Raw genomic sequence first — 25,674 nt, 5'->3', positions numbered from 1 at the left:
CTTGACTGCTAAAAGTCGTAGTCGCTGATAATTACTATTTATTATATTGAATTAATAACCTAGCATAGCCTTGGTCAATTTTATAATGTGTTGTAAACATTTAGCCGTTCAAAAAGGAAACATACTCGTGATGATGGAAACAGGTCGATTAGTTCGCTGGAATAGCAGTAAAGGCTTCGGTTTTATTGAGCCTGATGAAGGTGGCAAGGACGTGTTTATTCATATTTCAACCCTTAAACATATGGCGAGAAAGCCCATTCAAGGTGATCAAATTGCGTATATCGTAGCGCAGCAAGCTGACGGTAAAATTAAGGCGATCGAAGCCAACATTGAAGGCGTAGCAGTAAAAAGCGGCTCAACATCAACAGCTCAAAACCAGCAGAAAAAGCCAGGTTCACCTAAAAAACGAGGCCCGATCAAAATGCAAAAAGCCACCACAGCTTCTGGCACCATGAGCCGGATCATTATTATTCTGATCGTTATCGCCATCGGCCGCTTTGCTTATCAAGCTTACTATGACATCACTAATGCATCTGGAGCAGGTGCATCTGGAGCAGATGCACCAATCCAAGAACCAAGGAAATAAAAGTGACAATAATAATCGAAACTGAACGCCTAATCATTCGTGAATTTAATCTTGGCGATACAAAGGCTGTGCTTGAGTTTAATTCAGAGGAAGTCAACCGCTACACTGGCGATGCAGGCATGTGTAATAACATCGAAGATGCAAAAAACATTATTCAGGACATCTGGTTAGCAGAATACCAGAAATATGGTTTTGCTCGTTAGGCTGTAGAATTAAAAGCAACCAAACAAGTCATAGGCTTTTGTGGGTTTAAATATGATTTACGTATTAATGCAGTAGATATAGGCTATCGCTTACACCCAGATTTTTAGGGGAAGGGCTATGCCACAGAAGCTAACCTTGCCAGTATTGAGTATGCTAAGAAACATATGGATTTAGATATTATTTACGGCGAAGTCGTCAACCTTAATCTTGGCTCAGTCAACATCATTGAAAAGTTAGGTATGACGTTTATCAGACAATATGAAGACGAAGGTTTTACCCTGCTACGATACGCAATCTCGTTAAAAGGTAATCCGCTGCCAGCTGATTAATTGGATTCAAAGCACAAAAAAAGCGCCAACGACTTCTATTAGGGCGCCCTTTATCCATCCAACTCTTTATCGTTAGTTAAGGCTAAAAATACGCTGCCCAGCCGATAACAAAACCTTGGGAAGCTGTATCATATGAAAAGTTATCTTGGTGATAAAGTTGAGACACCCATTTATGTAACTTTTACTTACTTAGAAGTGTGCCGCCCTAGCAGTCTGAGGCTAAAACACATATATTTGAGCTAGATATTGCACTTTTAGGGATAAAATCATGCTGCAAACAACATGGCGAACGCTTTTTACTGCTTTTGTGTTGTTATCGATGTCGAGCCTAATGCCAACCGCCATGGCTGCGGACGATATCAATTTAAAAAAAGTTGCTGAAGCAGAAAAGCGCAGTGAAGCCATAGCCGAAGCTCAAGGTGGACTCACCCTCGCCCGAGATGGCGAAACTCCTTTATCAGCCCTCATTGAAATCGGTCGAGCGGTACAAGAAAACGACTGGGAAGCTGCCACTGAGTTTATTGATCTGCGTTACCTGCCCAAAGATATTAATCCCGAAGATGGTGCCGATTTACTGCGTAAACTGGCGATATTATGGAATAAACAAAACATCCTCGACCTTTCGCAGATCAGCGATCAACCAGAAGGACACCTTAACGATAAACTGCCAAGCTATCGTGATTTGTTAGGGGTACTAGAAACCAGTAAAGGCCCTGTTCCGGTCTATTTACAGCGAGTTCCAGACGGTAAAAAAGGCAAAATTTGGAAGATCTCTAACGCCACTATAGCCCAAGTTCCTGAGCTATGGGACGAATATGGCTACAGCCCGCAAATCGAAGCACTGGCTAACGTTTTACCGCAATTCACCATGTTCCATATGGAAAACTGGCAACTGCTGATCTTTATTCTGTGTATTTTCTTTGGTTGGATCGCCACCGGATTAATCAGCATTGCCGCCAAAACCATTGCCGCTAAATTTGAACATAAACTGGCTGGATTAACCCGTTTTTCAGGCAACAGCTTGCGCTGGTTTTTATATCTTTCGAGCTTGCAATATGTGGCGCTGTCATTAGGTTTATCGATTAGGGCACGTGTATGGTTTGATAACAGCACCTTGCTGTATATCGCCAACACCATTCTAATTTTAGGTTTAGTGGAATTGTATTCCGCAATAAAATCCAAGCAATTAAACGATCAAGATAAAAGCTACTCCGTGGCCTTACTCAGGCCTATGGTAGCAATATTAAAAATCGTCATTGTGGTGGTTATTGCCTTAATGTGGTTTGAAAGCTCAGGATACAACATGGCCACCATTTTAACCGGCCTAGGTGTCGGCAGTTTAGCCATTGCCTTGGCGGCGCAAAAACCATTAGAAAATGTCTTCGGCGCATTAACTTTATATGCAGCAAGACCAATAAAACCGGGGGATTTTTGCCGCTTTGGCACCACTATGGGCGTAGTTGAAGAAATTGGCTTACGCTCGACGCGGATCAGAAAACTCGATCGCACCGTAGTGCATATCCCTAACTCGGTATTTTCATCCCAAGAGTTAGAAAACTTCTCTGTTATCGATCGTCGCCGCTATAAGCACGATCTGCGCATTAGCCTTGATACCAGTAAAGAGCAACTGCAAATGCTGTTAATGGAACTGCGAAAATTATTATTGTCACACCCCAGAGTGTTAGAGATTGCTCAGCGGGCGCGTTTTCTTGCCATTGAGCGTGATGCGTTTGTCGTCAACGTAAATGCCTATATCGATACCGGTGATATCAATGAATATTTTGGTATTGCTGAGGATTTAAACTTTCACTTACTGAATATTTTAAAGCAGTTAGACATTAAAATTGCCCCTATTGGTCAAAATGTCATGCTACAAAATGCCAGCAGCGCAGACGTCGAGGTACAACAACAAGCGGAGCAAACCATTAAACAATTAATCGAGGAAGATGCCTTACCTTTTCCCAATTACAGCGAAGCTACCCGTGATGAATTTAAAGGCACAGTGCCCTACCCACCTGTGGGCAGTGTCACTAAACCTAAAGATGTGATGAAATCACCAGAAGAAACTGACATTGAAGTAGAACTGAAAGGATAAGTTTTACATTCCAGTCGCCATTAAAAAAGCCGAGAACATCTCGGCTTTTTACGTAATCGGAATAACTAAGCAACTCACCCATGGGTTAGTTTTTAAGGGGATGATCTTCAGGAAGTTGGCGACTGATCCACAAAATCAATTTATGCTTACGATTTGGGCCATCATCATTATCTTCAGCTAATGCTTGAATTAGCCCATCTTGCACCAATAAACGGTAAATACATTCCACTTTATCTTTTGGCGATATACCAACACCAAAGTTTTCAAAACCGCGACGTTTTGCATAACCCTCACCAATTTCCATTGCGAGTTTAAGCAATTTAGTATCGTTCTTACCTGGCTTCATATAACCACTCTCGTTTGGGGCTTTACGCTAAAACTACGCTATTGGGGATAAAATTCAATCACTGCTGCGTAAAAACAGCAGCCAATAACTTGTTTTATTCTTAGTTGAGCAATTATCAATCGATTAGCTTATCACTTTAGCTATTAAGTAAAATTCTGGCACAATAGCTAGATTATGGTTTTATGAAGTGGCTACAACATCAAAAAGGGAAAGTAAGGGTTTAATGACAATAGATAAAGCAGTTATTAGCAAGATTACCACGGCATTAAAAGCTCAAAGTATAAGCGAGATTGAGGTAATTCAATCCCTATGGGGCGGTTATGGCGAACTATTTCGCGCTAAGCTTACTGGTAGCCAATATTCATCTGTTATCGTTAAACACATTAAACTGCCACAGCCAGAGTCGCATCCCAAGGGCTGGAATAGCGCCCTATCACATCAACGTAAACTCAAATCTTATCAAGTTGAAGCTAACTGGTATCAGCACTACGCTCAGCTATGTGGCAGTGGCAGTGATAATGATCGTCAAAGCGAAAACAGCGTGCCTCAATGTTTATACATTCAGCGCAGCGAACTAGAAACCTTACTGATCCTTGAAGACTTACATACTTTAGGTTTCGATCAAGTATTAACCCATGCCGATCACACAGCCATTTTGGCCAGCCTTAAATGGCTGGGGCATTTTCACGGCCAATTTATGGCTAATCAATTTACAACTAGCCAGCCATCAACCGTGAATACCACCGACCTATGGCCCACAGGCAGCTACTGGCATTTAGATACTCGCCCCGATGAATTACAGGCACTCAGCGATCAGCCGTTAAAAATGGCAGCCAATACAATCGATCGCGCTTTAAAACAGACGCCATACCAAACAATAATCCACGGCGATGCCAAACTCGCTAACTTTTGTTTTAATACTCACCACGACAAAGCTGCTGCGGTGGACTTTCAATATGTGGGCCAAGGTTGCGGCATGAAAGATGTGATTTTACTGCTAAGCAGTACGCTGACATTTACTGAACCACATAAACTAATCGAGCAATATTTGGATTACTATTTTAGTCAGCTCGCCAGCAGCATTAATCTCCATCAGCCAGATATTAATCCTAAAGAGGTTGAACAAACTTGGCGCCCTTTGTATTGCATAGCATGGGCCGATTTTCAGCGCTTTATTAAAGGCTGGAGCCCAGAGCATGTCAAAATAAACGCTTATACAGAAATGTTAACCGCACAGGCCTTAAGCCAGCTAACGACATCATCAAAGTAGCCAAACCTACTAGTGACTTTTTAAGGACAATATCGACAACGACTATCTAGATAACAACGGTTTTATTAACAAGCATAGCGACAAAAGACATAGCGATAAAAACTAGCCTCGCAAAATCTACAGAATAAAAGCCAAGCAAAATCGCCTGACAAAGATATCCACTCTGTTTGCTTGGCGATCGCTTACAAAAACAACCATTTATTGATATAACTAATGTCTAATGTACTAATTTTGCATATCAAAATCTTGTCGTTTTTTAACTCACGACATTGAAAAATAGCTGATATTCAATGGATTGTAATAATGAGCAAAGATATATTTTTCTTTGGTGACTGGCAGGTTGACCCTAATAGTAACTCCCTTAGACAAGGTAAAAAAACCAAACAACTTGAGCCTAAGGCAATGGATGTTTTATTGCTGTTATGTCAACAGCAAGGCGAGGTACTCAGCAGTGATGACATTGTCAATCAATGCTGGCCAGAAGCCGATATTGGCGATAATCCACTGCATAAAGTCATTAACCAATTACGCCGCGCATTGGGCGATAAAGCCACTGAACCCAGCTATATTGAAACCATTCGCAAGCGCGGCTATCGCACTCTTGCTAAGGTAAATTTCCCCATTGGCCATGAAACCGTGGCCGACAGCCTGACGTGGCAAGCAGGATCACCCTTTCCGGGCTTACAAGCCTATAGCGCCAATTACGCCGAGGTGTTTTTTGGTCGCAGCAAACAAATTGCCACCTTGCTTGAACGCATCAGTGTACAAGTTAAATATGGCCGCGGATTTTGTTTAGTTTTAGGCCCTAGCGGCAGCGGAAAATCATCACTCATTAATGCCGGAATCATGCCCAATTTAATGGCTAATACGGGTTACAACGGGGTAAAGGTTGCCAGCTATAGCCATTTAGATTTTGCCAATGTGGCTAAAACACAATTATTTTCCGAACTGGCCAGTATCATGCTGGACTGGGAAATCAACGATATTCCAGTATTTAGTGGTGACAGCGCCGAAACCCTGTCGCACAAGCTAATAACAGATATGCCCACCATTATTGAGCAATGTCAGCAGGCCATCAAACTCAGCAGCACTAACGAAACTCACTTAGCATTGTTTATTGATCGCTTAGAAGTCTTTCTGTCATCGCCGATCTTTACAGATGATCAACGTTATGCATTTATTGAGATCTTAGAAAAACTGGCCAGCTCTTCTGTGGTATTGATTATCAGTGCTTGTCGTAATGAGTTTTACCCATTACTAGTGACTTATCCCAGTTTAATGGCGGGTAAAGGTAAAGGGGCTCATTTTGATTTAGCGCCGCCTTCGCGTAATGAATTACTGCAAATGATCCGCCTGCCAGCAATTGCAGCCAATTTAAGCTGGAGTGTCGATCCTGAAACAGCCATGCCGCTAGATGAAATACTCTGTACAGAGGCCGCCAGTAATCCTGATGCATTACCTATGTTGCAATACATGTTGCAAGCGCTCTACCTGCAACGCAGTAAAGACAATCAATTATTGTTTAGCGTTTACCAACAATTAGGCGGTATCGAAGGCGCAATTGGTAAAAATGCCGATGAAGCCATGGCGCAATTAACTGACTCACAGCAAGCCTGCTTACCCCAAGTATTGTCCCTATTGGTAACACTGCGAGAGGATGAAACCTCCATCACTAGCCGCACCGCATTGTATCGCGCCAAAGCCAATGGCAGAAATCGTATTAATGCGTCTTGTTAACCACTTCAATAAGCTAACTAACTGCCCCCCCCTAAATAAGTAAAAGGTAAGCAAATGTAAGTAAGCACAAACTCACACCTTAATCTTATCTAGCTTGGGTTAAGGATGTTGCAGCGAGTACAACTAACAATACTCGCTGCCAAGTCACAGGTCTCATAGTACTTAACGTCAATTCGGATACTCTGTTTTACAGTTATAGCTTCATGCTTTCGTACTGGTTAATTGTGGCCATTCGCAGGCCAAGCCTCACAGTTCAAAGCATTGGTAACCAAAGGATAACTGTTATAGCGTTATGCTTTCGTACTGGTTAATAGTGGCCAGTCGCTGCCAAGCCACACAGTTCAAAGCATTCGAAACCACAGGATATCTGTTATAACTTTATGCTTTCGTACTGGTTAATAGTGGCCATTCGCAGCCAAGCCACACAGATACCCTGTTATAGCGTTATGCTTTCGTGCTGGTTAATAGTGGCCGTTAGCTGCCAAGCCACTAGTCTTATAGTACTTATGTCAATTCGGATACCCTGTAACAGCTTTATGCTTTCGTACTGATTAATAGTGGCCATTCGCAGGCCAAGCCGCACAGTTCAAAGCATTGGTAACCAAAGGATAATTGTTATAGCTTTATGCTTTCATGATAATGACCATTTGCAGCCAAACCACACATTTCATCATAAGCTGTTTGATATACCACATTAGCCCTGGAATAATAATGGCTTCGCAGCAGCGTCTTAGCCTCTGCGAGTGAATTAACTACTGTGCAAGCGCTGCCTGCTGTCAGTCCTGAAAAGTTATTATCCGCATCCACTACGCCCACCAGATAGTGAGTCGAATCTGCCACACCGATGATCGTTGGCTGACTGTCGTTATACACAGACTGCTCGAAGGTATTCAGCCCATGTTGACTCGTATCTCTTGGGTTATTAACGGCTTTATTTATACTAGGCATAGTGGTTCCTCGGATGTAATAACTGATGCTTAAAATCAAGCTTCATTAACTGCAGCGACTAACTGCGGCAATTTAAGACTTAATGACTGCTCTCAGCACTGAGTTGTTAAATAAATTACGTTCAATGTCCAAAAATTGTTCACTACAATGACTACAGCCACAGTCACAATCCCTTTTTCACCCACACTTAAAAGTAAAATTGTTACTGAAATGTTTACAACAATAGCCAATATATATCCCGCCCCGTAGCACTTGAAAGCGATTCCCTTCCCAAAGTGGCTCCCACACACATAAGTAATTTGTATAACTTCTAATTTACTGAAAATATTGAATAAATTATGGCAACCTAATATATAAATTTAACGAAACCATGAATTAATAGTCACTTATTTAGCGATTAAACAACCTGTTAACTCGATCACATTAACAAGCTAAATACCTTTAGGTAACAACCAAAACAGAATCATTACTTGATTTAGATCAAGGTCTAATTAAAACCCTAAGTTAGAGTAAAGACTCTAAAGTAGAGTTATTACTCTAACTTTGGATGTTGAAGATCTATTCGAATAAGAACTAAACAAAAACGTGAATTTTTTTGAACATAGCTCCATCAGTTAGGAGCTATAGATTGCTAAATAACATGCTCTCGGAGGCATTATGGACATCCCAGTCTGGCAATATTTCGTATCAATGACAGGTTATATTGTTTTATTACTCGTTTTGGTTGAAGGTATGCGCCGAACACCAAGATTAACCGCCGCTTTTTGGCTACTTTCATTAGTGACAGCCCCACTATGGGCAGATCAACTTGACGGATGGTTCCGTTGGGTTAAGACGGTCAGTGTATTAATCCCCACTGCAATTGTTGTTGGTGGTGCCCGTATCGCGTGGCTATATCATCAAAACCCACACAAGGTGCTGGCGTTTTTCCGCGGCGACTGGGTGTTAAAATTTCTATATGCAGTTTTAGTGTTAAACATTGCAGAAGCCACATTAAAAGACTTTGCTACAGCAAACTACTTTAACGCAATCTGTGGTGTCATTCTTTGTGTCACTATTCCTTTCCCACGCTACAAAAATGGTAAACGTGTCTATTGGGTTATCGGTAAAGACAAACCAAACGACTTACTGTTTTATTCCACAGCGGCATGGAACTTCCTCTATACCACCTGGAACCTAGCCTTTGTATTCGGTGAGAGCCCTGCGTTCTTCGCAAGTTCATTCTGTATCTTGATGGCGGCAGAGCTATACCCATTAATCAAAGGTCGACCAGAGCTTTACGTAATCGCGCGTGTTTACACCTTGGCATTCCACCTACTGATCCGCGCTAACAGCGACGTGTTTGTACCACTAATGGATTCAAGCAGCTGGGCCAACGATAACGTGCTGTATTACTGGGGCGTCATCAACCTTGCTTTACACGTTCCTTTCGCAATTTGGTACTTCACCATGCAGAAGAAAAATGGTGAACCACCATTTGGTGAAAAGTCTCCACCACCATTAGTCAGCGAATTAGAAGATGATCAAACGGCTCAAGATAAGAAATTAGCAACAGCCTAATCACCTCCAACCGAATACCACATCGGTATTCGGTTAATACAACACGAGACGTTGTTATGAAACATAAACTAATAACACTATTTAGCGCGGTTTTTGCGTTAATGATGGTAAGCATCACCAGCGTAGCTAACGCTGATGACGCCATTAATCATCAAGTAGAAACTCAGCCGCTACCAGGGCAAATATGGCAAGGCACCAGAGACGGCAAACCCGGCGAAGGTAGCTTGTTTTATCGAATGGAATTTGCTGAAAACAATCTTGTCAGTGTCACTAAACAATCTGGCGGCTTTAATAAAGTCGAAACCCAGCGTTGGCAGCAAACTGCCACAGGTGTGGTGATTAGCAGCCAAGCGGGTGATGAGATTAATGACTTTGATGGGGCAACATTAACTTACGTTGACAGTGAAGAAATCCGCTTCACCTTAGCAGACGATGGCTTCAACATTCACAAATGGTATGAATACCGCGCTTATGGGCATGTATTACTGGTGCTATTTGGCTTAATTGCATTAAACGAAATGTGCCGACGCTACAAATGGAGTAACTACGTTTTTTGGTTCATCTTACCCATAGCGCTTATTCCACTGTGGTCAAGCTATGAGATCACCTACTGGTTCAAATGGGTAAAACTGTACTCAGTTGTTGGTGCTGCAGCCTTATTTACCTTAATCCGCTTTACCAAAGTCGGTGATATGAAATGGGCAAAATTCGGCGCTGCTGCATTCCTCGCGATTAATATTTCAGAAGCGGTAATGCAAGACTTCAGTATGGGTAATCTTGCCAATATCCTCAATGCAACTGGTGGTGTGCTATCTATTATCACCCTTGCAGGTTGGGCGAAAATTTTCTCAGACAAAAGTAAGCAGCAAGACATGATTTGGCCAGCAATGACCACATTTTGGATTATCGCCTACGACGTTTGGAATATTGTGTTCGTTTACCTCAATTTCCCAGGCTCTGCGACGGCGCAAATGATGGTGCTAATCGCAGCAACATTACCAGCGCTATTCATTAAAAAAGGCACTTGGTTACAGGCTCGAGCATTCACTTTAGCAGGCTCGTTCATGTACTACTTCAGCTGCCCATTCATGTACGAAAGTAACGTGGTTCCACTACCACGCAATGATGAACTCATGCTGGCAGCAGGTGCTGCTAGTTTCATCATTAATGCTGCTTATGCTTATGTATTCTTTAGTAAAAAATATACCAACACCCGTTTAATGGCAGGTTCATACCAAGCCCAATAAAACGTGAAGAAGTAATGGGTACTGGCGCAACCTATCGCCAGTACCACGAGGATTAGTCCTCAGAAATTTATAACGCTAATGATAAAAACTAATTAAAAACTAATTACAAAATAATGGAGTTACCATGAAAACACGCATTCTAAGTATGGCAATACTCGCTTCAATGACTTCTGGTTTAACTTATGCTGCTGACACAGAAGCAGATATTGATATGTCTAATCCAACTGATGTTTACACCTCTATTGGCGCATCATACGGCAGTGAAGGCATGAACATTAAAGGCCAATTAATGCTGTCGGAAAAAACCGCTGATTCAGGTCAAAAGAGTGGGGTTATTTTCGAAGCTAAAAATATCTTTAACGAGGGTGATAAAAGCCCTAAATTTACTGGGATGATAGAGCATCCTGATTACGGCCTTGTACCAACATTTAATGATGAAACCAGCAAGCGTTCGTACCGTTTACGTTATGGCACTATCAACACCACAAACGGCACCGGCTGGTCTATTGACGCCATCCTAGCTGACCATCCTTTTTATGGCAGCATGGCAGTGGTGCAAGCGGGTCCTGTGATGACGATTCCGGTTACTGATAACTTCTATATTTGGCCAATTTTATATGCCGGTGCTGTGGTCGTTGGCGATAACATGCAAGATATTACAGCTACAGACATCCCGGTAACCAGCAGTGGCATTGATGTTCCATCACTCATTTTAACCGGTATGGTTTATGCCCGTTATGCCTTTAATGATAACTGGTGGATGCTATTAAGCGCTTCTTATACCGAAGAAATGCAAGGCAAGTCATGGAGCGATGACATCATGGATGGCGGCTTACAAATGGCAAGCTTTAGCGGTGAATTATCTTTGGCATATCAAATGAACAAACGCCAAAACGTGCGAGTGAACTATAAAACAGACAATAGTGATAGCACTGATGATAGCTATTGGATTGAATATAACCACGCATTCTAGCCAGTGTATTTTTAACTAATAGCCACTAATGCTCTTTCGCTGCTAAATACCAAACTGTTTCAGTATTGGCAGCGCTTTTTAATCCTTAATGGAGGATGACATGATTAAACGCATTATTACCGCAACGAGCTTAATGTTCGTGTGTGCCAGCGCCTCAGCTGCCGTTGATATTTCAGGTGTCAGTGTGCCTGAAAACGTGACTTTAAATAACAGCACTATGGTGTTAAACGGCGCCGGAGTTCGGAGTAAATTTTTTATCGACTTATATGTCGGTTCTTTGTTTACCACCAGCACCAGTACCCAAGCACAACAGGTGATTGATAGCGACTCCCCAACTGCGATTCGGCTTAATATTACCTCAGATATGATCACCTCAGAAAAAATGATCGATGCCTTAAATGAAGGCTTTGATCGGGCAACAAACGGCAAAACGGAGCCGATTGCCGCCAGTATTGAATCCTTGATCAACTCTTTTTCTGATCCCATTAAGTCAGGCGATCAATTCACCTTAATGAGCGTGCCCGGTGAAGGTGTGATTAGTTACAAAAATGGCCAGCAATTGGCTGTCACTCCAGGTGAAGACTTCCGTAAAGCGGTGCTCAGTGTCTGGTTAGGCAAAAAGCCAACCGATAAAGGCCTAAAAAAATCGATGCTAAAAGGTTGATCTAAAACAATAAAAGTGACGATAACCATGGTCTAAGGCGATAACTGTTTGCCGCTGTCACCTTAGCCATGGTAAATCTAGAACAAATTTTAATAAATCAATAAAAAACAATAATTTAGATGTGAATTATTTAGTTTAGGCTAAGGTAAGTATTCGGTTTTTTATCCCCTAGGCCTTTTCTACTTTGTATTATAAGAGGCAACTTTATGACTCCTTTGGCAATGTGGCGTGCTGCTTTTTTCCCGACCAATAATACCTGGAATGACACTCAACTCAGGTATGTGGAAGTCATTCTATTTTTCTCACTTTTATCACTATTTACCGGCCTTTACAGTCTGTTTAAATGGCTGCAATTTGATCATAGTTTATTGATCTACACCTCTATATTTTTAATTATTGCCGAGATAAGTGCAGGCTTAATTTTGCGCTTGGCAAAAATGCCGACCCTCGCGCTTAATGTCGGTTTCCTTGGTATGGCTCTACATGCACTGAACCTTATTTATCAGGACGGTGGTGTGCTCAATTCAAGTCAGAGCCTATGGTTAACGGTATTACTGATCGCCTTCTTTTTAACTGCAGGTATTTTAATGGCGACGATTTGGAGTGCGCTGGTGATCGCAGCGTCATCTTGGATGCTAATGTTAGAGTTACAAGGGGTGAGCATTCCGGTTATGGAACTGTCTGATACGGCATACATGACAGAGGCTTGGTCTGGTTTATTAATGCCACTGATTATAATTGTTATCGCCCAAGCCTTTACCGCCAAGCAACGTAATAAAGCCATTGAGCATGCTGAAAAATCTCAGCATCAAACAGAAAAAGTCGCAAATGATGCAGAGCAAAGCGCCCAGCAATTATCGTCGATTTTACATCGCGCGGGTGACAATGCGGTGCAACTGTCTAGCATGGCTGAGGTACTTGAAACACAATCTGAAGACTTGCATCATCAAGTGGATGATTTAAATCAAAACTGCCAATCTCAGGCCAGCGCCGCAGAAGAAATGAACCAACAGCTTAGCCGGATGACTCAAGATGTTGAGCAGTCAGAATCATTTGTGGTCGATTTACGTAATCGCAGCCAACTTATCAATGATCAGGCTCAGCTAAGTGCCTCATCACTGGCGGCTACTACAGAAGCTATCAGCAAAATTTTAGTCAGTAATAAAGAAATTATGTCTGTGGCAGATTTAATTACCTCGGTGGCAGACCAAACCAACTTATTGGCACTCAATGCTGCCATTGAAGCGGCTCGCGCTGGTGAGCATGGGCGCGGTTTTGCAGTAGTGGCTGAACAAGTGCGCGAGCTGTCAGCTAAGAGTAATACCTCTGCAGTCGAAATTCGTAGCCTGTTAGATCGTAGCCAAAAAGAAGTGCTGCACGGCCAAAGTGTCATTGAGCAATCCAGTAATGAGCTCACCAGTATTATCGCTAAGGTCGCAGAGACCCTCAGTGATATCAATCAACTTGCCGATACCATGGTGCATCAAGTTCAGGCAGTTCAAGAACTTAATACTGCCAGCGCCGAAGTTGCTAGCAGTGTTGTTAAAACTCATCAAGTATCAGAGTCTGTTGCCAACCAAGGCGAGAAGCTTACCCACCAGGTTGAAACGCTAAAAAGGTTAGCAACTGATTTGAATATGGCAGTCAGTAGCTAGTATTGCCAAGCTGTAAATACGAACCCTAACAAAGAGCGCTAACAAAGAACACTCGAAATTAGCACTCGTTCAAATATAAACCAGTTAAACAGCCTGTTGATAAAACTGTGATACAGATCTCTTGAGCACATGGGTAACATCACGCATGCTGTCAGTCCTTTTTGTTAAACTTTTTAATCGCTTAGCAAAAAGATCCGTTCGGATGAAGGTAGCAGGAGAGTGGGGAGCAACCCCACACCGACGAGGCAAGTTTGTTGGATGGTATTGATATCATTTAATAAACCACTCTTTCAGGTGCCACTTAGTGGTGAGGACTGTTACTGGACGAGCCTCTGGAGAGACTGTAAGCATTAGTGGTTCGCAGCTTAATGTCATTACAGCGCCGAAGGCGAAAGTGGCAGTTGAATTAATTCAACTGCCGCGAAACGCTCAGGCAAAAGGACAGAGGAGAGGATGACTGTATTCATTTATGGTCACTGTCGTTTTCTGCTGTGCCTAATGTCATCAATCATGATGAACACCTGCATGAGCTGTATTCCTCAGTACCACAAATCCAGCCATTTCTTTTCCTCCTCCATATTAATTTTGTTGTTTAATATTCGAGGAATACCATGAATTTTCACGCGCTTTTAGCCGATATCAATGCCATTGTTTGGGGCCCTATAACCCTATGCTTACTGATCGGCACCGGGCTATATCTCACCATTCGCCTAAAATTACTCCAAGTCCTTAAGCTGCCACTGGCCTTAAGCTTATTATTTAAACCTGCTAGCGGCAAAGGCGACTTATCTTCCTTCGCGGCCTTATGTACAGCGCTATCTGCCACTATCGGTACTGGTAATATTGTCGGCGTCGCCACCGCGATTAAAATCGGTGGGCCGGGCGCCCTTTTCTGGATGTGGCTAGCAGCCTTCTTTGGAATGGCAACCAAATATGCTGAATGTATGCTGGCAGTAAAGTATCGCACCACCGATGCCAGAGGTAATATTGCTGGCGGGCCAATGTACTACATTGAGCGTGGTCTCGGCTTAAAGTGGCTAGCCAATATTTTTGCTATTTTTGGTGTCGGCGTAGCCTTTTTCGGTATCGGTACTTTCGCCCAAGTGAATGCCATTAGCGATGCCATGACCATTGCCTTTGATGTGCCGACTTGGGTTACCGCCCTCGTACTCACCACCCTTGTCGCTGCGGTGACGATCGGCGGCGTTAAACGCATTGCCAATGTGGCGCAAAAGTTAGTACCTACTATGGCGCTAGGTTATGTATTGGCCTGTTTGTGGATTTTATTTAGCTTTTCTGAGCAAATCATTCCGGCCATTGAATTAGTATTACACTCAGCCTTCGCCCCTATTGCTGCAGCAGGCGGTTTCTTAGGCGCAACGGTGGCGCAAGCCATTCAAATTGGTATCGCCCGCGGGGTATTCTCTAATGAATCGGGTTTAGGGAGTGCGCCCATTGCGGCCGCTGCCGCTAAAACTAAAGAACCGGTCGAGCAAGGCTTAGTCAGCATGACCGGCACCTTTTTTGACACTATTTTGATTTGTACCATGACAGGCTTAGTGCTGATTATCACCGGTGTGTGGAATGGCGATACTGCTGGCGCAGCAATGACCAGTGCAGCCTTTGCCTCTGGCGGCTCAGTGATTGTCGGCCAGTATGTGGTGACCATTGCTCTAGTGTGTTTTGCCTTTACCACCATTCTAGGTTGGCATTATTACGGCGAGCGTTGTTGGTACTACCTAACCAGCAAACGCTTAGGTGAACAAGGTATTAAACTATATCAGTTTATCTTTTTAACTTTGATTGCCGGCGGCGCGTTTATTCAACTAGACCTTATTTGGATGCTGGCCGATACCGTTAATGGCTTAATGATTATTCCTAACTTGATCGGGATTATTGGTTTAAGACACATTATCTTAGCCGAAACCAACAAGTACTTTGCTAAGCAGCTAGGTAAACATGCCTCTTACAATGCACTGGACTCAGCAGTTAAGTAACGAGGTTTACTGAAATACCTTAAGCCCTTTTTTAATGTTTAAAAACAGGCTTAAATAATAAAAAGGCGCAGTCAGTGAATGACTGCGCCTTTTTTGAAAGCTGATTATCTCAGCACACATCATCTTGATAAGCATCAAATTAACCTAGGGATTATTTAGCTGTGATGGTTTGTTTTACTGTGCTTTTTAGATTGTTCATAAAGGTTTTAAAGTGAGGCATAAAATCCAAAAATAGTGGATGCTTACGGTTTTGCATCATCACAGGCCCTAACAGTCGTAAGGCTACGGCGACTCTGGTGGCAAGCGGCGCTTCTAAGCCACTGCCCTTTTTTATATTTTCAACAGCGTTGAATAGGTCTTCCCTATCTTGAAACTCAAAGCTTAAGGTTTTGCCAGTATCTTGGCCTGAGATCTGCTCTTCAACGGTAATGCGGTAGCGATTTTCTCGGTTAATTTTAGGGATCATAATCTCTCTCCGGCTTAATGAAACAAGTTAAAACTAGTTGATAAGGTCAACTATAATTGCACTGGTTGATTTTGTCAACCATTTAATTGTAGCAATGTTAACCAGTAGAGAGCTGTTATAAGGTTTACACAGGGTTTGGATTAACTGGTTACGCTTCAGCAAGACGCAACCAGTTAGTTTGAGCTAGGACCTTGTTAGTTTCAGCCTGCTTTTTATGACGTTAAACTTTTAATTGCCGCGCATTAACGGCGACATTAAGCTTTAAGGCTTGGGCTTTAACACTTAAGCGTTAAGACTTGAGAAGTAATCATCCCAACTTTGATGCTTACGACCTGCAGCTTGGGTAAAGTCGCTGGGGTTATCTGATTTACCATTAAGTATGCCTTGGTAAATACCTGCAATCACCGTACCCATAAATTCACCCAGTTCAGCGGTGCGATCGTCGCGGTATTGCGCCACTGAAACAGGAATATATTTAAGGCTAAGCTCAAAACTCTTATTCAAGTATTCAGCCAATTGATATTGAGTTATTGACTCACCATGGAGGTTATAAACATGGCCGTTATGTTTATCTTCAGTCAACATGCAGGCATAGGCAAATGCCAGCTCTTTTCGAGTGGTGTAACCGCACTTGCCATCGCCAGCGCAATTGGAAATAAAGCCGGCCGCCTTGTAGCTATCAATATACTCAATATCTGGCTCAATATAGATACCGTTTCGGCCTATAACCCACTCAAGTCCTGAGCTCTGGACATCTAGCTCGGTTTGTCGATTACTCTGAATAACCGGAGAAAATGCAGTGTCTTCCTCAGCGCCTTGAACGCTGGTATAGACAATTTTTTTAACCCCTGCCTGCTTGGCTGCTTGAATAACATTACGATGCTGAGGAATACGCGCTTCAGGGGCTGCCATACCTGATACCAGTAATAAGGTATCGACACCATTAAGCGAAGTCTCAAGCTCAGCGAGATTATCGTAATCACCTGGGCGAACTTCAACCCCAAGGTGTTTGGCATTGTCGACGGTTCTAGCAAGGGCGATTACATTGTAATTGGGGCCTAAAGCAAGCAGGGCATTTACTATTGCAGCGCCAAGTTGACCACTAGCTGCTGTTACAGCAATATTCATTGGATATTCTCCTGTTCAAAGCATTTAATCCATCGGTGAGTGCCAATCTACAAAAATTAAAGCATAGCAGCTTATTTGCGCAGCCGAATAACTGCTAGTGAATAACCACAGCCGAATAGCCACTGGCGAATAACTGCTAGCGAATAACTGCTAGCGAATAACCGCAGCCGAATAACTGCTAGCGAATAACCACAGCCGAATAACTGCTAGCGAATAACCACAGCCGAATAACCACTAGCGAATAACCACAGCCGAATAGCCACAGCCGAATAGCCACAGCCGAATAACTGCTAGCGAATAACCACAGCCGTATAACCACTAGCGAATAACCACAGCCGAATAGCCACAGCCGAATAACTGCTAGCGAATAACCGCAGCCGAATAACCATTGGTGAACACCATCAACAAAGGTTAACCCTAAAAAATAGGCAAAAAGCAGCATTAATATCTAAATAAGGCTTAAAGTAAGCCTCTTTTAGTGTTTTGTGTTACGAAAAGTCTTTTCCCATCCAACAAAACGCTATCTCAATTGATGCAGATCAAGGTGCTCCTAGCTTAACTATTGTCTTATAAAGGTGACTAAGATCACTAAAGCACATTCAAACTGTGCTTTAGTGTCACAAATATAACCCTACAAGCTCCATCACATAAAATAATAGGTGTACTCATGGAATTACTACCGAACTGCTATACCGACGTGTGTATCAATGGAAAATGGTTTCATTACGATCACAACAAACAAGCGGCATTTATGCTTAATGGTAGCGATCCGCTCTCAATTGAACTTGAGATTACCCCCACCACAGAAGCAGAACTTGAAGCACACCTGGCCTCTATTGCCACCTTCTAAGCAAACTAACTACCGCAATATCAAACCTTGGTTTGATAACGACAATGCCAGAAACAAAATTCCCCTCAATATTGTTTCTGGCTTGATATTTCATTTTCCGCTGTCGCTTTAAGCTATAATGACAATACAACACCAAGAGTATCTAGTTGTTAATGAGGCATTAATGGAAAAACGTACGGTTGTAGTTATTGATGACGATCCTGTTTGCACAGGCCTGTTACTGGCAATTTTGGGCGATGAATATCGGGTTATGACAGCAAATTCTGGCGATGCTGCTATCGAAATGTTTGCAAGCATTCGCCCTAATTTAATTTTCGTCGATATCACTATGCCTAATATCAATGGCTATCAAGTAATCAAGTTTATTAAAGATCAGCCTGAAATCGCCAATACTCCGATCGTAGTAGTCAGCTCACTCATTGAAGCATCTGATCAAGAGTTAGCCTTAAAAATTGGTGCTGATGATTACCTGACGAAGCCCATCATGCCCAATGATGTGCAAAAAACTATTGATCGCTTTCTGAGTTAATCGATCATTTGAGCAGTAAAAAAGCCTTTTCATAATGAAAAGGCTTTGTCATTTTTACAGCTAGCTTAAAAGTACATTGGTAAGTACCTTAATCCATAAACACTAATTCATAATGAGCTTTGTCACCTTTAACTTCTAAGGCTACCCGGTAAGTCTCAACCGCAGTTTTCCAATTCACACTGTCTAAGGTTAAATAATACAGCCCTGATTCAGCTTCATTGATATCAAGTGAGCAGGTTTCAGCCTCAATGCAATTTGCATGACTCGCCTGATGCCAATCCAGATTGTACTTGGTTGACGACTGCGTCTTTGAAGGGTAACCCATAATAATCAGGTTAAATGCACTTGCGTCAGTGACCGACAAATCATCATCACCTGTCAGTTTTACTGTCACTGCGCCATTTTCTGCATCAACAGATTGTAAGCTAGCAGTTAAGGTCTCAGTTTGATCAATATTGACCGTCAATACCGGAGGCTCTACAGGTGGCTCAATTGGCGGATCTATAGTTTCATCATCAGAGCCTCCACAGCCAAACAACAACATCGAACTCAAGCCAATGACACTACATAATTTAAGATGTTTCATGTTATTACTCCCAGCAATTAGTGGCCGCCGTGACAGGTATTACATGACATATTCGTTTGCACACTAGGGGCAAATGTTGATGACGATGTATGACAACCTTGGCAATCTTGAGTCGCATCTGAAACTGGGTGATCATTTACGGTCTCACCATCAAAAGCCTTGTTAAGCATTGCAACTAATTCATAGACCACAGAGGCTGAAAGCTGTTTACAGCGCATGCCTTTTTCACTAAATGACTTACCATTTTCACTGGCCCAAAGACTAATAGAGCTGTGACAAAGGGTGCTATTTGCCGCTGTAGGTTTACCGACTTGAGCTAAGGTCTCTGTCATGTCAGCGCCTATGCCTTCAATAAATTCAGCCGTTTGAAACGGTAGTGTTTCTGATTCATAAAAACGCATGGTTTGACTTAACATTGCATTGGCAGGCTCACCATTAATGGATAATAAATTAACCAACATACCTGTGGCGTTAATATTGCCACAAACAGTGCCTTCTCCTAGCATGCCTGCATAGCCATAATGCGCCATGGCGGTTGGTACTTGGGCGAACTTATCAGCATCAACAGAATCTGATTCTGCCAAGCTTTGAATAATGCTATCAAATACTTGGAACATACAGCCATTACCGGTTTCATAAGCACGTTTTGCCACAACCATGGGATCAAGTTTGCTATAAGCTAAGCGGGTACCCACTTCTAATTTCCAATCTCCGCTAACGTTGGTCACTGCCGCTATAACAGGATTAGCGATAAGTGCCCCGCCCGCTGCCGCAGTAGAAATACCAATAATACGGTTGATCGCTTGTCTTCTATTTAGAGTTTTCATAATCACTTGCCTCGCATTTTTATATTTATTCCCAACTTTTAAGCTGAGTGTTGATAACTGGCAGAACGCTAAAAAGTACATTTTCAGCACTTACGTTTCTGGCTTGAGATAAGCATGACAGACAGGAAAAATGGCAACGGGAGCTAGTTCAAAGTAATATTTCAGTTAATCACTCCATTAGAAAAATCGAATTGAAGATGGATTAAATAGCGAAAAAACTCAACTTGACAGCGTTAAATATCAAAAAAGAACCCGCATTTAGCACGTAATACTAATTACAGAGTTTTACTTTTGAGATTACTTAAAATCCAATGTGACCCAGATCACGTTAAGTTAATTGTCCGTAGCAGAACTAGCAATATCCGAAGCGCGGGAGCTTGATACGAGCAGCCGCGACTGCAATGGCTATTGGTCATAACAAAGAAGTAATGAGTGGCTTTTAGCAAAAGCCAGCTGCAAAGTTAGTGCTGTATGGTAAAACTGTGATTTGTAGAATGTTTGTAATTATTTAATTGCAGTAAACTTAACAATAGAATGTTTATCTGAGTGTGATTTAAATGCGCATTGAAATCTTTGAATTTGATATTGCCAATAGCCAAATACTCAATACTGAATCTCAAGTTCAGCTGCACCTTACCCGCACCGAAAGTCAGGTTTTAGAGCAATTAAGTCTTCACCCCAATCGCATCATGACCAAAGGCCAATTAGCCTGTGCTGGCTCCCAAAGCCCTGTTATGAGTGAATCGGCAGTGGCAAAAGCAGTATTTACTTTGCGTAAGTACTTTGGCGAAAATTATGCTGAATTAATTGAAACCATTCCGCGTAAAGGTTATCGGCTCAATATCACCCCACCAGCAGCCAGTTGGATTCAGCAATCTGCAAAGCATAAAAAACACTTTATCTATACCACTGCATTGGTGCTTGTAGTGTTAACCGCCATTATTGCAGCAATGCATCAATACATACTGTTTAAACCTGCACAAACGCCAGTCAAAAATAGCCGCATTGTGCAATTAGATAATCAGCAACAAATAAAACTGACGTGGCTTGAGTCACCCAGCATATCAATGCAACAAGATAAGCCCACTGAAGAAAAAATCATTGCTGCTCTCAACCAATGCAACACCTTAGTGTGGCAACAAGTGTATCTGGCATTTTCTAACGACATGCAGGTGTTAAATATCTCTTTAGCTCGGCAAAAGCCAAATGGCGATAACTTAATGCGCAATATTAAAACCAGTGATTTTAGTTTAACCCCGAATTTTATCTCCGATAAATGGCTAGCTGAGGTATCACTCTGTGACTAATCGCATCATATTCAGAATACTGGCGGCCTTAATGGCCATTGTCAGCATCGTCATTGTTTACCAGCATATCAAAGCAACCGAAGTGGATATGGTGCTATCTTGTCGCAATGAATTAGTGGCGAAAAACCCTAATAGTGACACCATTGAACATCACTCGCTGATCGCTGATTTTACCTTACAAAAACGTTCAGCCAGTATCAGCTACCGTTACTTCACGACCGATGGCAATCCTATTGCAACCCTGTATTTAACAGGCGATGTACTTAGCGCTTATAAAGAGAAAGACACCTACATTTTAAACTTAACCCACAATGAATTAATTAGGCATAATACTGAGCTGCCATTACCACAACATGCCAGCCACTTAGAGGCCTTTGCTAAAAGAAATATCAGTAAAAAAGGCGTCCATAACCTTACGATTCAAATTACTAATCGAAATGCGCAACAAAATACCGTGTTACTGTATTTTTTACCCAGTACTAATATCTGTGCCTGCAACCTCGTGGAAATGAAGTAACTGAGCTAATGATTTAAAGTGACGCTTTAAAGTGATGCTTTAAAACCGTCACTTGCTAATAGGCTAAAAAATATAAAAACAATGCAGCTCAGTTCACATAAGCACAAACACTTGGTAACAACAAACCTAAGCAATGCTATAATCCCGCTTCGAACAACTTCAATAAAACTATTAATAACAATATGTTGCTGGATTAATATGCCTATAATAACCACAAGAACACTGCGCTACCTTCCTTTATGCATGGCTGCGGCCTTTGCTACCTCAGTTCAAGCTAACAATCACAGTTTTGATGCGCGCTCACATGCCATGGGCGGTGTGGGTGTTAGCAGCGCCGATTATTTAACGGCGCCATTTCATAACCCTGCATTAACGGCGCGTTTTAAAGAGTCAGATGGCGTGGCGGTATTGTTCCCTGCTTTTGGGGTACACGCTAACGATCCCACTGACACTATCGAGAATGTTGAAGATTTTTCAGACGTTTATGATGATTTTAAAAACATCAGCATGCCTACTGAAGCTGATGCCCAAGTGGTGATTGATCAACTGCAGTTGATCCAAGGTAACTATGCCCAAGTACAAGTGGGCACCCAGTTAGCCATAGCGATCCCCAATAAATTTGTATCGGTCAACCTGTTTGCCCAAGCCTATGCCGATGCACTGGTGTTTGCTGATATTGCTGATAGCGATCTTGATCCTATCAATATCATCAACCAAGAGTTGAACTCTCAAGCGTTAACCATGGGTGTGGTCGTGACTGAAATTGGTGTCAGCTTAGCTAAGTCGCATCAGTTTGCCACAGGCGAGATCTACTATGGGGTGTCACCTAAATATCAGCAGGTAAACACCATTAATTATATTACCGACATTGATAACTTTGAGTTTGATGACTGGGATGATGATCGCTACCAAAACGATCAAGGCAATATGAACCTTGATGTCGGTGTTGCTTATCAACACAACGCCGGATTTGGCTTTGGTTTTGTAGGTAAAAACTTAATAGAAAATAGCTATGACACTGAGCTTATTAATGGCGTGCAAGGTCAATATGAGATCAGCCCGACTTATACAGTGAGTGCCAATTATCAAAACCGTTTTATCACCGCAGCCATTGATGTGCAGTTAAATGAATCTGAAGGTTATAGCAATATTGACGGCACGCTTAACCAGTTTGATAGCAGTAATGACAATCGCCAACTCGCGGCTATTGGGCTTGAGTTTAGCCCTGCTAGCTGGGCTAAATTGCGCGCCGGCTACCAAACAGATTTAACAGATAATATCGATGACAGCGTGACTGCCGGTTTAGGCTTATCCATTGCTGGAGTATTTAATATCGATATTTCAGCCAATTACAGTGATGAAAATAATATGGGCGCAGCACTGCAAACCAGCTTCACTTTTTAGGTTTTAGATTTAAAGTTTAAGCTTTCTGAGCAGAGATTTTTAAAAAGTAACCATAATTAACAACGCTTACGTTGCTGATAATAAAAAGGCTGTTGCAGAAAGTTCTGCAACAGCCTTTTTTATAAGTGATATTTAATCAGTTAGTAAGGCTTAAATATTTGTATTTCGCCCCTACTATTTAGCTCCAGGTTCAGCAAAGCGGTTCATCCACTGCTCAACTTGGTTATACCAATAAATTGAATTATTCGGCTTCATGATCCAGTGGTTTTCATCAGGGAAGTAAATCATCTTCGACTCCACACCACGGGTTTGCAGAGTGCGGAATAACTCAAAACCTTGGCCGACTGGCACACGGTAATCAAGCTGACCATGAACCACTAAGGTTGGGGTATTAAAGTTTTCAGCGCCGTAATGGGGCGAAATTGCCTTGTAGATTTCTGGCTTGTCCCAGTAGTTACCAAAACGGGTACTGTGAACCGAGAAATCTGCCGCCATTTGCGAGTACATGTTATAGACCGCAGCGTGGATAAATAACGCATTAAATGGCTGTTCTTTTTGACCTAATATAATCGAGGTTAAGTAGCCGCCATAGCTTGCACCACCCGCCACTAAACGATCGTTATCGATCCAGTCTTTTTGCTTAAACCACTCTGTCGCTTTAAACACATCTTCCAGTGACTTGTTTTTCCAGTCTGGGTTGATGCTGTCAGCAAAGTCTTGACCAAAGCTGTTTGAACCATGAAAGTTTGGCCACGCCGTCACATAACCCCATGACGCAAAGGTTTGCGCATTCCAGCGATAGTGGAAACCATCAGAAATGGCATTGTGTGGACCACCGTGGATCAGCATCATTAATGGGTATTTTTTGCTGCGATCAAAACCCGGAGGATAATGAACCCACATTTGAATGTCTTGATCGTTATAACCTTTATAGGTCACCGACTCATAAGTGCCCACATCGATATCCGCTAAAATCTCATCATTAAAGCTGTCTAAACGGGTACTATTACCATTGCGTGGATTGATTTTTACCAAGCGCGCTGGATAAGTAAAGCTGTCATTGGCGGCCACTAAGGTGCCGTCATTCGCCAGCGCAGGCATACCAAAGTTAGTCGCTTTAGTGATGGCTTTTACTTTGCCGTTTTTAGCATTGATATGAAAAATGCGTCTTGTGGCGGCATCATCAATGGCTGCATAAAAGCCTTTGCTGTCGGGTGTCCACACAAAACGCGCGACGCTGCGATCCCAGTCTTTGGCAATCACTTTTTCGCTGCGCTTGTTAACATCGAGCAAAATTAGCTTGGCAGTATCGGCATAAAAACCATGAATCGTTTGGCGGGTAAAAGCCAAGGTTTTGCCGTCTGGGCTAAATGTTGGGTTTGCATCTGGCGCTTGGTTGTTCGGGGTTAGGTTTTCAACCTTAGCGCTACCGATTTCAGCGAAAAAGATATCGATTTTAGCGTCAACTTGGTTGTCCCAACCGTTGCTATTAAAGGCAATAAAACCCTCAGCTGGATCGATGTCATAGCTAGCTGCACTTTGCGACGAACGTGGTAACTGCTTGTTTAAAGGCTGAGTAATTGGCTCAATATCGCCACCTTTAGCAGGGATACGAAACACATGGGCTTCACGGTCTTCATCCAGCCAATGATCAAAGCTTGAATAAGGTAGTGCATTCCATTGGTGGGCTGATACTTTATCGTCTTTATCAGCTTTTAATTGCTCGGCTACTTGATCCCAGTTTTTACCTGGAAATACTGAACTGATAAAGTAAATATGCTCACCCACCCACTTAATTCCATAAGCGCCACTTGGCACCTCAGTTAAGCGCTGGGCTTCACCTGGTGAGTTCATTGGTAATAAGTACACTTGACCCGCTTCGTCTTTATCACGCTTGCTGATAAAAGCTAAAGTATTGCTGTCTGGTGAGAAGGTTGGCTCACTCACACGTAAACCTTGAGCGGTAATTGGGCGCTGGCTGTTGCCCTCTTTATCAAATAACCATAATTGAGTTGAGCCTTTATCTTCAGGCACATCGTAGTTAGTGACAGGTGCAATGATGTAATCGCCATTGGGGGAAATAGTAGGATTACCTAAACGGCTTAGTTGCCACAATACATCCACTGAAAGGGTTTTGGTTTGCTCTGCAAACGCTGTCGCTATTGGCATAAACATGCACAACAGCACGATCCCGACTCTCTTCACGTGTCGTCTCCTTTAAATTTTGTTTTAATTATTTTATTTTTGCTAATAACTTTGTCTGTTCATGCGGCGATAAAAGTTAACTAAATTCTATCGTCATCAACAAATAGCAGTGGCTCAGTTGGCAAGTTGTTACTGTTATCACATCACTATCATCAGGCTTAACACTTAAATAAAACTTAAACCTGAGATTGATAAGCAAAAACCACAAATTTAGAGCTTATCAGGCTAGTTTTTGACCTAAACA

The 25,674-nt window shown here is 42.4% G+C and carries 23 protein-coding genes, 2 pseudogenes and 1 riboswitch; of the genes and pseudogenes, 17 read left to right on the top strand and 8 right to left on the bottom strand.

Annotation, left to right across the window (positions count from 1 at the left end):
* Positions 1-130: 130 nt before the first annotated feature.
* The 4 genes and pseudogenes from AB4160_RS13390 to AB4160_RS13375 all read left to right on the top strand — a co-directional run bounded on the left by AB4160_RS13390 (position 131) and on the right by AB4160_RS13375 (position 3,214).
* Complete coding sequence (locus AB4160_RS13390; protein WP_241904009.1) at positions 131-586, top strand: cold-shock protein; 456 nt, start codon at positions 131-133, stop codon at positions 584-586.
* Positions 587-588: 2 nt separating this feature from the next.
* Entirely contained in the window at positions 589-789 is a 201-nt protein-coding gene (locus AB4160_RS13385) for a hypothetical protein (protein WP_368506620.1), read from the top strand.
* Positions 790-909: 120 nt separating this feature from the next.
* Positions 910-1,119, top strand: a pseudogene (locus AB4160_RS13380) (GNAT family N-acetyltransferase; N-acetyltransferase); the annotation flags it as partial.
* A 268-nt stretch (positions 1,120-1,387) separates the two neighbouring features.
* Entirely contained in the window at positions 1,388-3,214 is a 1,827-nt protein-coding gene (locus AB4160_RS13375; RefSeq protein WP_102437613.1) for a mechanosensitive ion channel family protein, read from the top strand.
* Positions 3,215-3,299: 85 nt separating this feature from the next.
* On the opposite strand, the gene AB4160_RS13370 is transcribed toward AB4160_RS13375, so the two are convergent.
* On the bottom strand, positions 3,300-3,560 hold the full coding sequence (locus AB4160_RS13370; protein WP_102437611.1) for a DUF5062 family protein: 261 nt from the start codon (positions 3,558-3,560) through the stop codon (positions 3,300-3,302).
* Positions 3,561-3,783: 223 nt separating this feature from the next.
* On the opposite strand from AB4160_RS13370, the gene AB4160_RS13365 reads away from it, so the two are divergent.
* Both AB4160_RS13365 and AB4160_RS13360 read left to right on the top strand, forming a co-directional pair.
* A complete protein-coding gene (locus AB4160_RS13365; RefSeq protein WP_372005001.1) occupies positions 3,784-4,830 on the top strand; it encodes a phosphotransferase in 1,047 nt (348 codons plus the stop codon).
* Positions 4,831-5,133: 303 nt separating this feature from the next.
* Positions 5,134-6,516: pseudogene (locus AB4160_RS13360) on the top strand (winged helix-turn-helix domain-containing protein); the annotation flags it as partial.
* Positions 6,517-7,182: 666 nt separating this feature from the next.
* On the opposite strand, the gene AB4160_RS13355 reads toward AB4160_RS13360, so the two are convergent.
* A complete protein-coding gene (locus AB4160_RS13355; protein ID WP_102440695.1) occupies positions 7,183-7,515 on the bottom strand; it encodes a DUF6482 family protein in 333 nt (110 codons plus the stop codon).
* A 657-nt stretch (positions 7,516-8,172) separates the two neighbouring features.
* Between AB4160_RS13355 and AB4160_RS13350 the strand changes: the two genes are divergently transcribed.
* From AB4160_RS13350 to AB4160_RS13325, 6 genes are all read left to right on the top strand, one after another.
* The gene (locus tag AB4160_RS13350) at positions 8,173-9,075 is read left to right on the top strand and encodes a hypothetical protein (RefSeq protein ID WP_102440696.1); all 903 of its coding nucleotides are present in this window, start codon (positions 8,173-8,175) and stop codon (positions 9,073-9,075) included.
* A gap of 56 nt (positions 9,076-9,131) precedes the next feature.
* A complete protein-coding gene (locus tag AB4160_RS13345; RefSeq protein WP_241900991.1) occupies positions 9,132-10,322 on the top strand; it encodes a DUF5692 family protein in 1,191 nt (396 codons plus the stop codon).
* A gap of 124 nt (positions 10,323-10,446) precedes the next feature.
* Complete coding sequence (locus AB4160_RS13340; RefSeq protein WP_102440697.1) at positions 10,447-11,295, top strand: hypothetical protein; 849 nt, start codon at positions 10,447-10,449, stop codon at positions 11,293-11,295.
* Positions 11,296-11,395: 100 nt separating this feature from the next.
* The gene (locus tag AB4160_RS13335; RefSeq protein ID WP_102440698.1) at positions 11,396-11,959 is read left to right on the top strand and encodes a chalcone isomerase family protein; all 564 of its coding nucleotides are present in this window, start codon (positions 11,396-11,398) and stop codon (positions 11,957-11,959) included.
* Positions 11,960-12,165: 206 nt separating this feature from the next.
* Positions 12,166-13,614 carry a methyl-accepting chemotaxis protein gene (locus tag AB4160_RS13330; protein WP_102440699.1) on the top strand — a complete coding sequence of 483 codons (1,449 nt, stop codon included), beginning with the start codon at positions 12,166-12,168 and terminating at the stop codon, positions 13,612-13,614.
* 322 nt (positions 13,615-13,936) lie between these two features.
* Positions 13,937-14,069, top strand: a riboswitch (glycine riboswitch).
* A gap of 156 nt (positions 14,070-14,225) precedes the next feature.
* Complete coding sequence (locus AB4160_RS13325) at positions 14,226-15,611, top strand: sodium:alanine symporter family protein (protein ID WP_102440700.1); 1,386 nt, start codon at positions 14,226-14,228, stop codon at positions 15,609-15,611.
* A gap of 151 nt (positions 15,612-15,762) precedes the next feature.
* On the opposite strand, the gene AB4160_RS13320 is transcribed toward AB4160_RS13325, so the two are convergent.
* The 3 genes from AB4160_RS13320 to AB4160_RS13310 form a co-directional block, all read right to left on the bottom strand.
* Entirely contained in the window at positions 15,763-16,077 is a 315-nt protein-coding gene (locus AB4160_RS13320; RefSeq protein WP_102440701.1) for a DUF3861 domain-containing protein, read from the bottom strand.
* Between the two features lie 282 nt (positions 16,078-16,359).
* The gene (locus tag AB4160_RS13315; RefSeq protein WP_102440702.1) at positions 16,360-17,205 is read right to left on the bottom strand and encodes an SDR family oxidoreductase; all 846 of its coding nucleotides are present in this window, start codon (positions 17,203-17,205) and stop codon (positions 16,360-16,362) included.
* A gap of 178 nt (positions 17,206-17,383) precedes the next feature.
* Positions 17,384-17,647 carry a hypothetical protein gene (locus tag AB4160_RS13310; protein ID WP_372004998.1) on the bottom strand — a complete coding sequence of 88 codons (264 nt, stop codon included), beginning with the start codon at positions 17,645-17,647 and terminating at the stop codon, positions 17,384-17,386.
* Positions 17,648-17,872: 225 nt separating this feature from the next.
* On the opposite strand from AB4160_RS13310, the gene AB4160_RS13305 reads away from it, so the two are divergent.
* Complete coding sequence (locus AB4160_RS13305; protein ID WP_076538754.1) at positions 17,873-18,055, top strand: hypothetical protein; 183 nt, start codon at positions 17,873-17,875, stop codon at positions 18,053-18,055.
* A 163-nt stretch (positions 18,056-18,218) separates the two neighbouring features.
* Positions 18,219-18,584, top strand: a complete 366-nt coding sequence (locus tag AB4160_RS13300) for a PleD family two-component system response regulator (protein WP_102440703.1) — start codon at positions 18,219-18,221, stop codon at positions 18,582-18,584.
* An 88-nt stretch (positions 18,585-18,672) separates the two neighbouring features.
* On the opposite strand, the gene AB4160_RS13295 is transcribed toward AB4160_RS13300, so the two are convergent.
* A complete protein-coding gene (locus AB4160_RS13295; protein ID WP_102440704.1) occupies positions 18,673-19,170 on the bottom strand; it encodes a hypothetical protein in 498 nt (165 codons plus the stop codon).
* Positions 19,171-19,187: 17 nt separating this feature from the next.
* On the bottom strand, positions 19,188-19,997 hold the full coding sequence (locus AB4160_RS13290) for a cytochrome C (protein WP_102440718.1): 810 nt from the start codon (positions 19,995-19,997) through the stop codon (positions 19,188-19,190).
* A 557-nt stretch (positions 19,998-20,554) separates the two neighbouring features.
* Here AB4160_RS13290 and AB4160_RS13285 point away from each other — a divergent pair.
* The 3 genes from AB4160_RS13285 to traF all read left to right on the top strand — a co-directional run bounded on the left by AB4160_RS13285 (position 20,555) and on the right by traF (position 23,225).
* Entirely contained in the window at positions 20,555-21,304 is a 750-nt protein-coding gene (locus AB4160_RS13285; protein ID WP_102530686.1) for a helix-turn-helix domain-containing protein, read from the top strand.
* Positions 21,297-21,821, top strand: a complete 525-nt coding sequence (locus AB4160_RS13280; protein ID WP_102530685.1) for a hypothetical protein — start codon at positions 21,297-21,299, stop codon at positions 21,819-21,821. The genes AB4160_RS13285 and AB4160_RS13280 overlap by 8 nt, the downstream gene beginning before the upstream one ends.
* Before the next feature lie 198 nt (positions 21,822-22,019).
* Entirely contained in the window at positions 22,020-23,225 is a 1,206-nt protein-coding gene (traF, locus tag AB4160_RS13275) for a conjugal transfer protein TraF (RefSeq protein ID WP_372004996.1), read from the top strand.
* 174 nt (positions 23,226-23,399) lie between these two features.
* Here the strand turns inward: traF and AB4160_RS13270 are convergent, their stop codons facing one another.
* Positions 23,400-25,430, bottom strand: a complete 2,031-nt coding sequence (locus AB4160_RS13270) for a S9 family peptidase (RefSeq protein ID WP_102519559.1) — start codon at positions 25,428-25,430, stop codon at positions 23,400-23,402.
* Positions 25,431-25,674 lie beyond the last annotated feature (244 nt).

It is taken from the genome of Shewanella sp. 10N.286.51.B8 (genome assembly GCF_041469325.1).
GTDB lineage: Bacteria > Pseudomonadota > Gammaproteobacteria > Enterobacterales > Shewanellaceae > Shewanella.
Note: the sequence above shows the minus strand (reverse complement) of the source record. Positions and strands in the feature narration are given on the sequence as shown.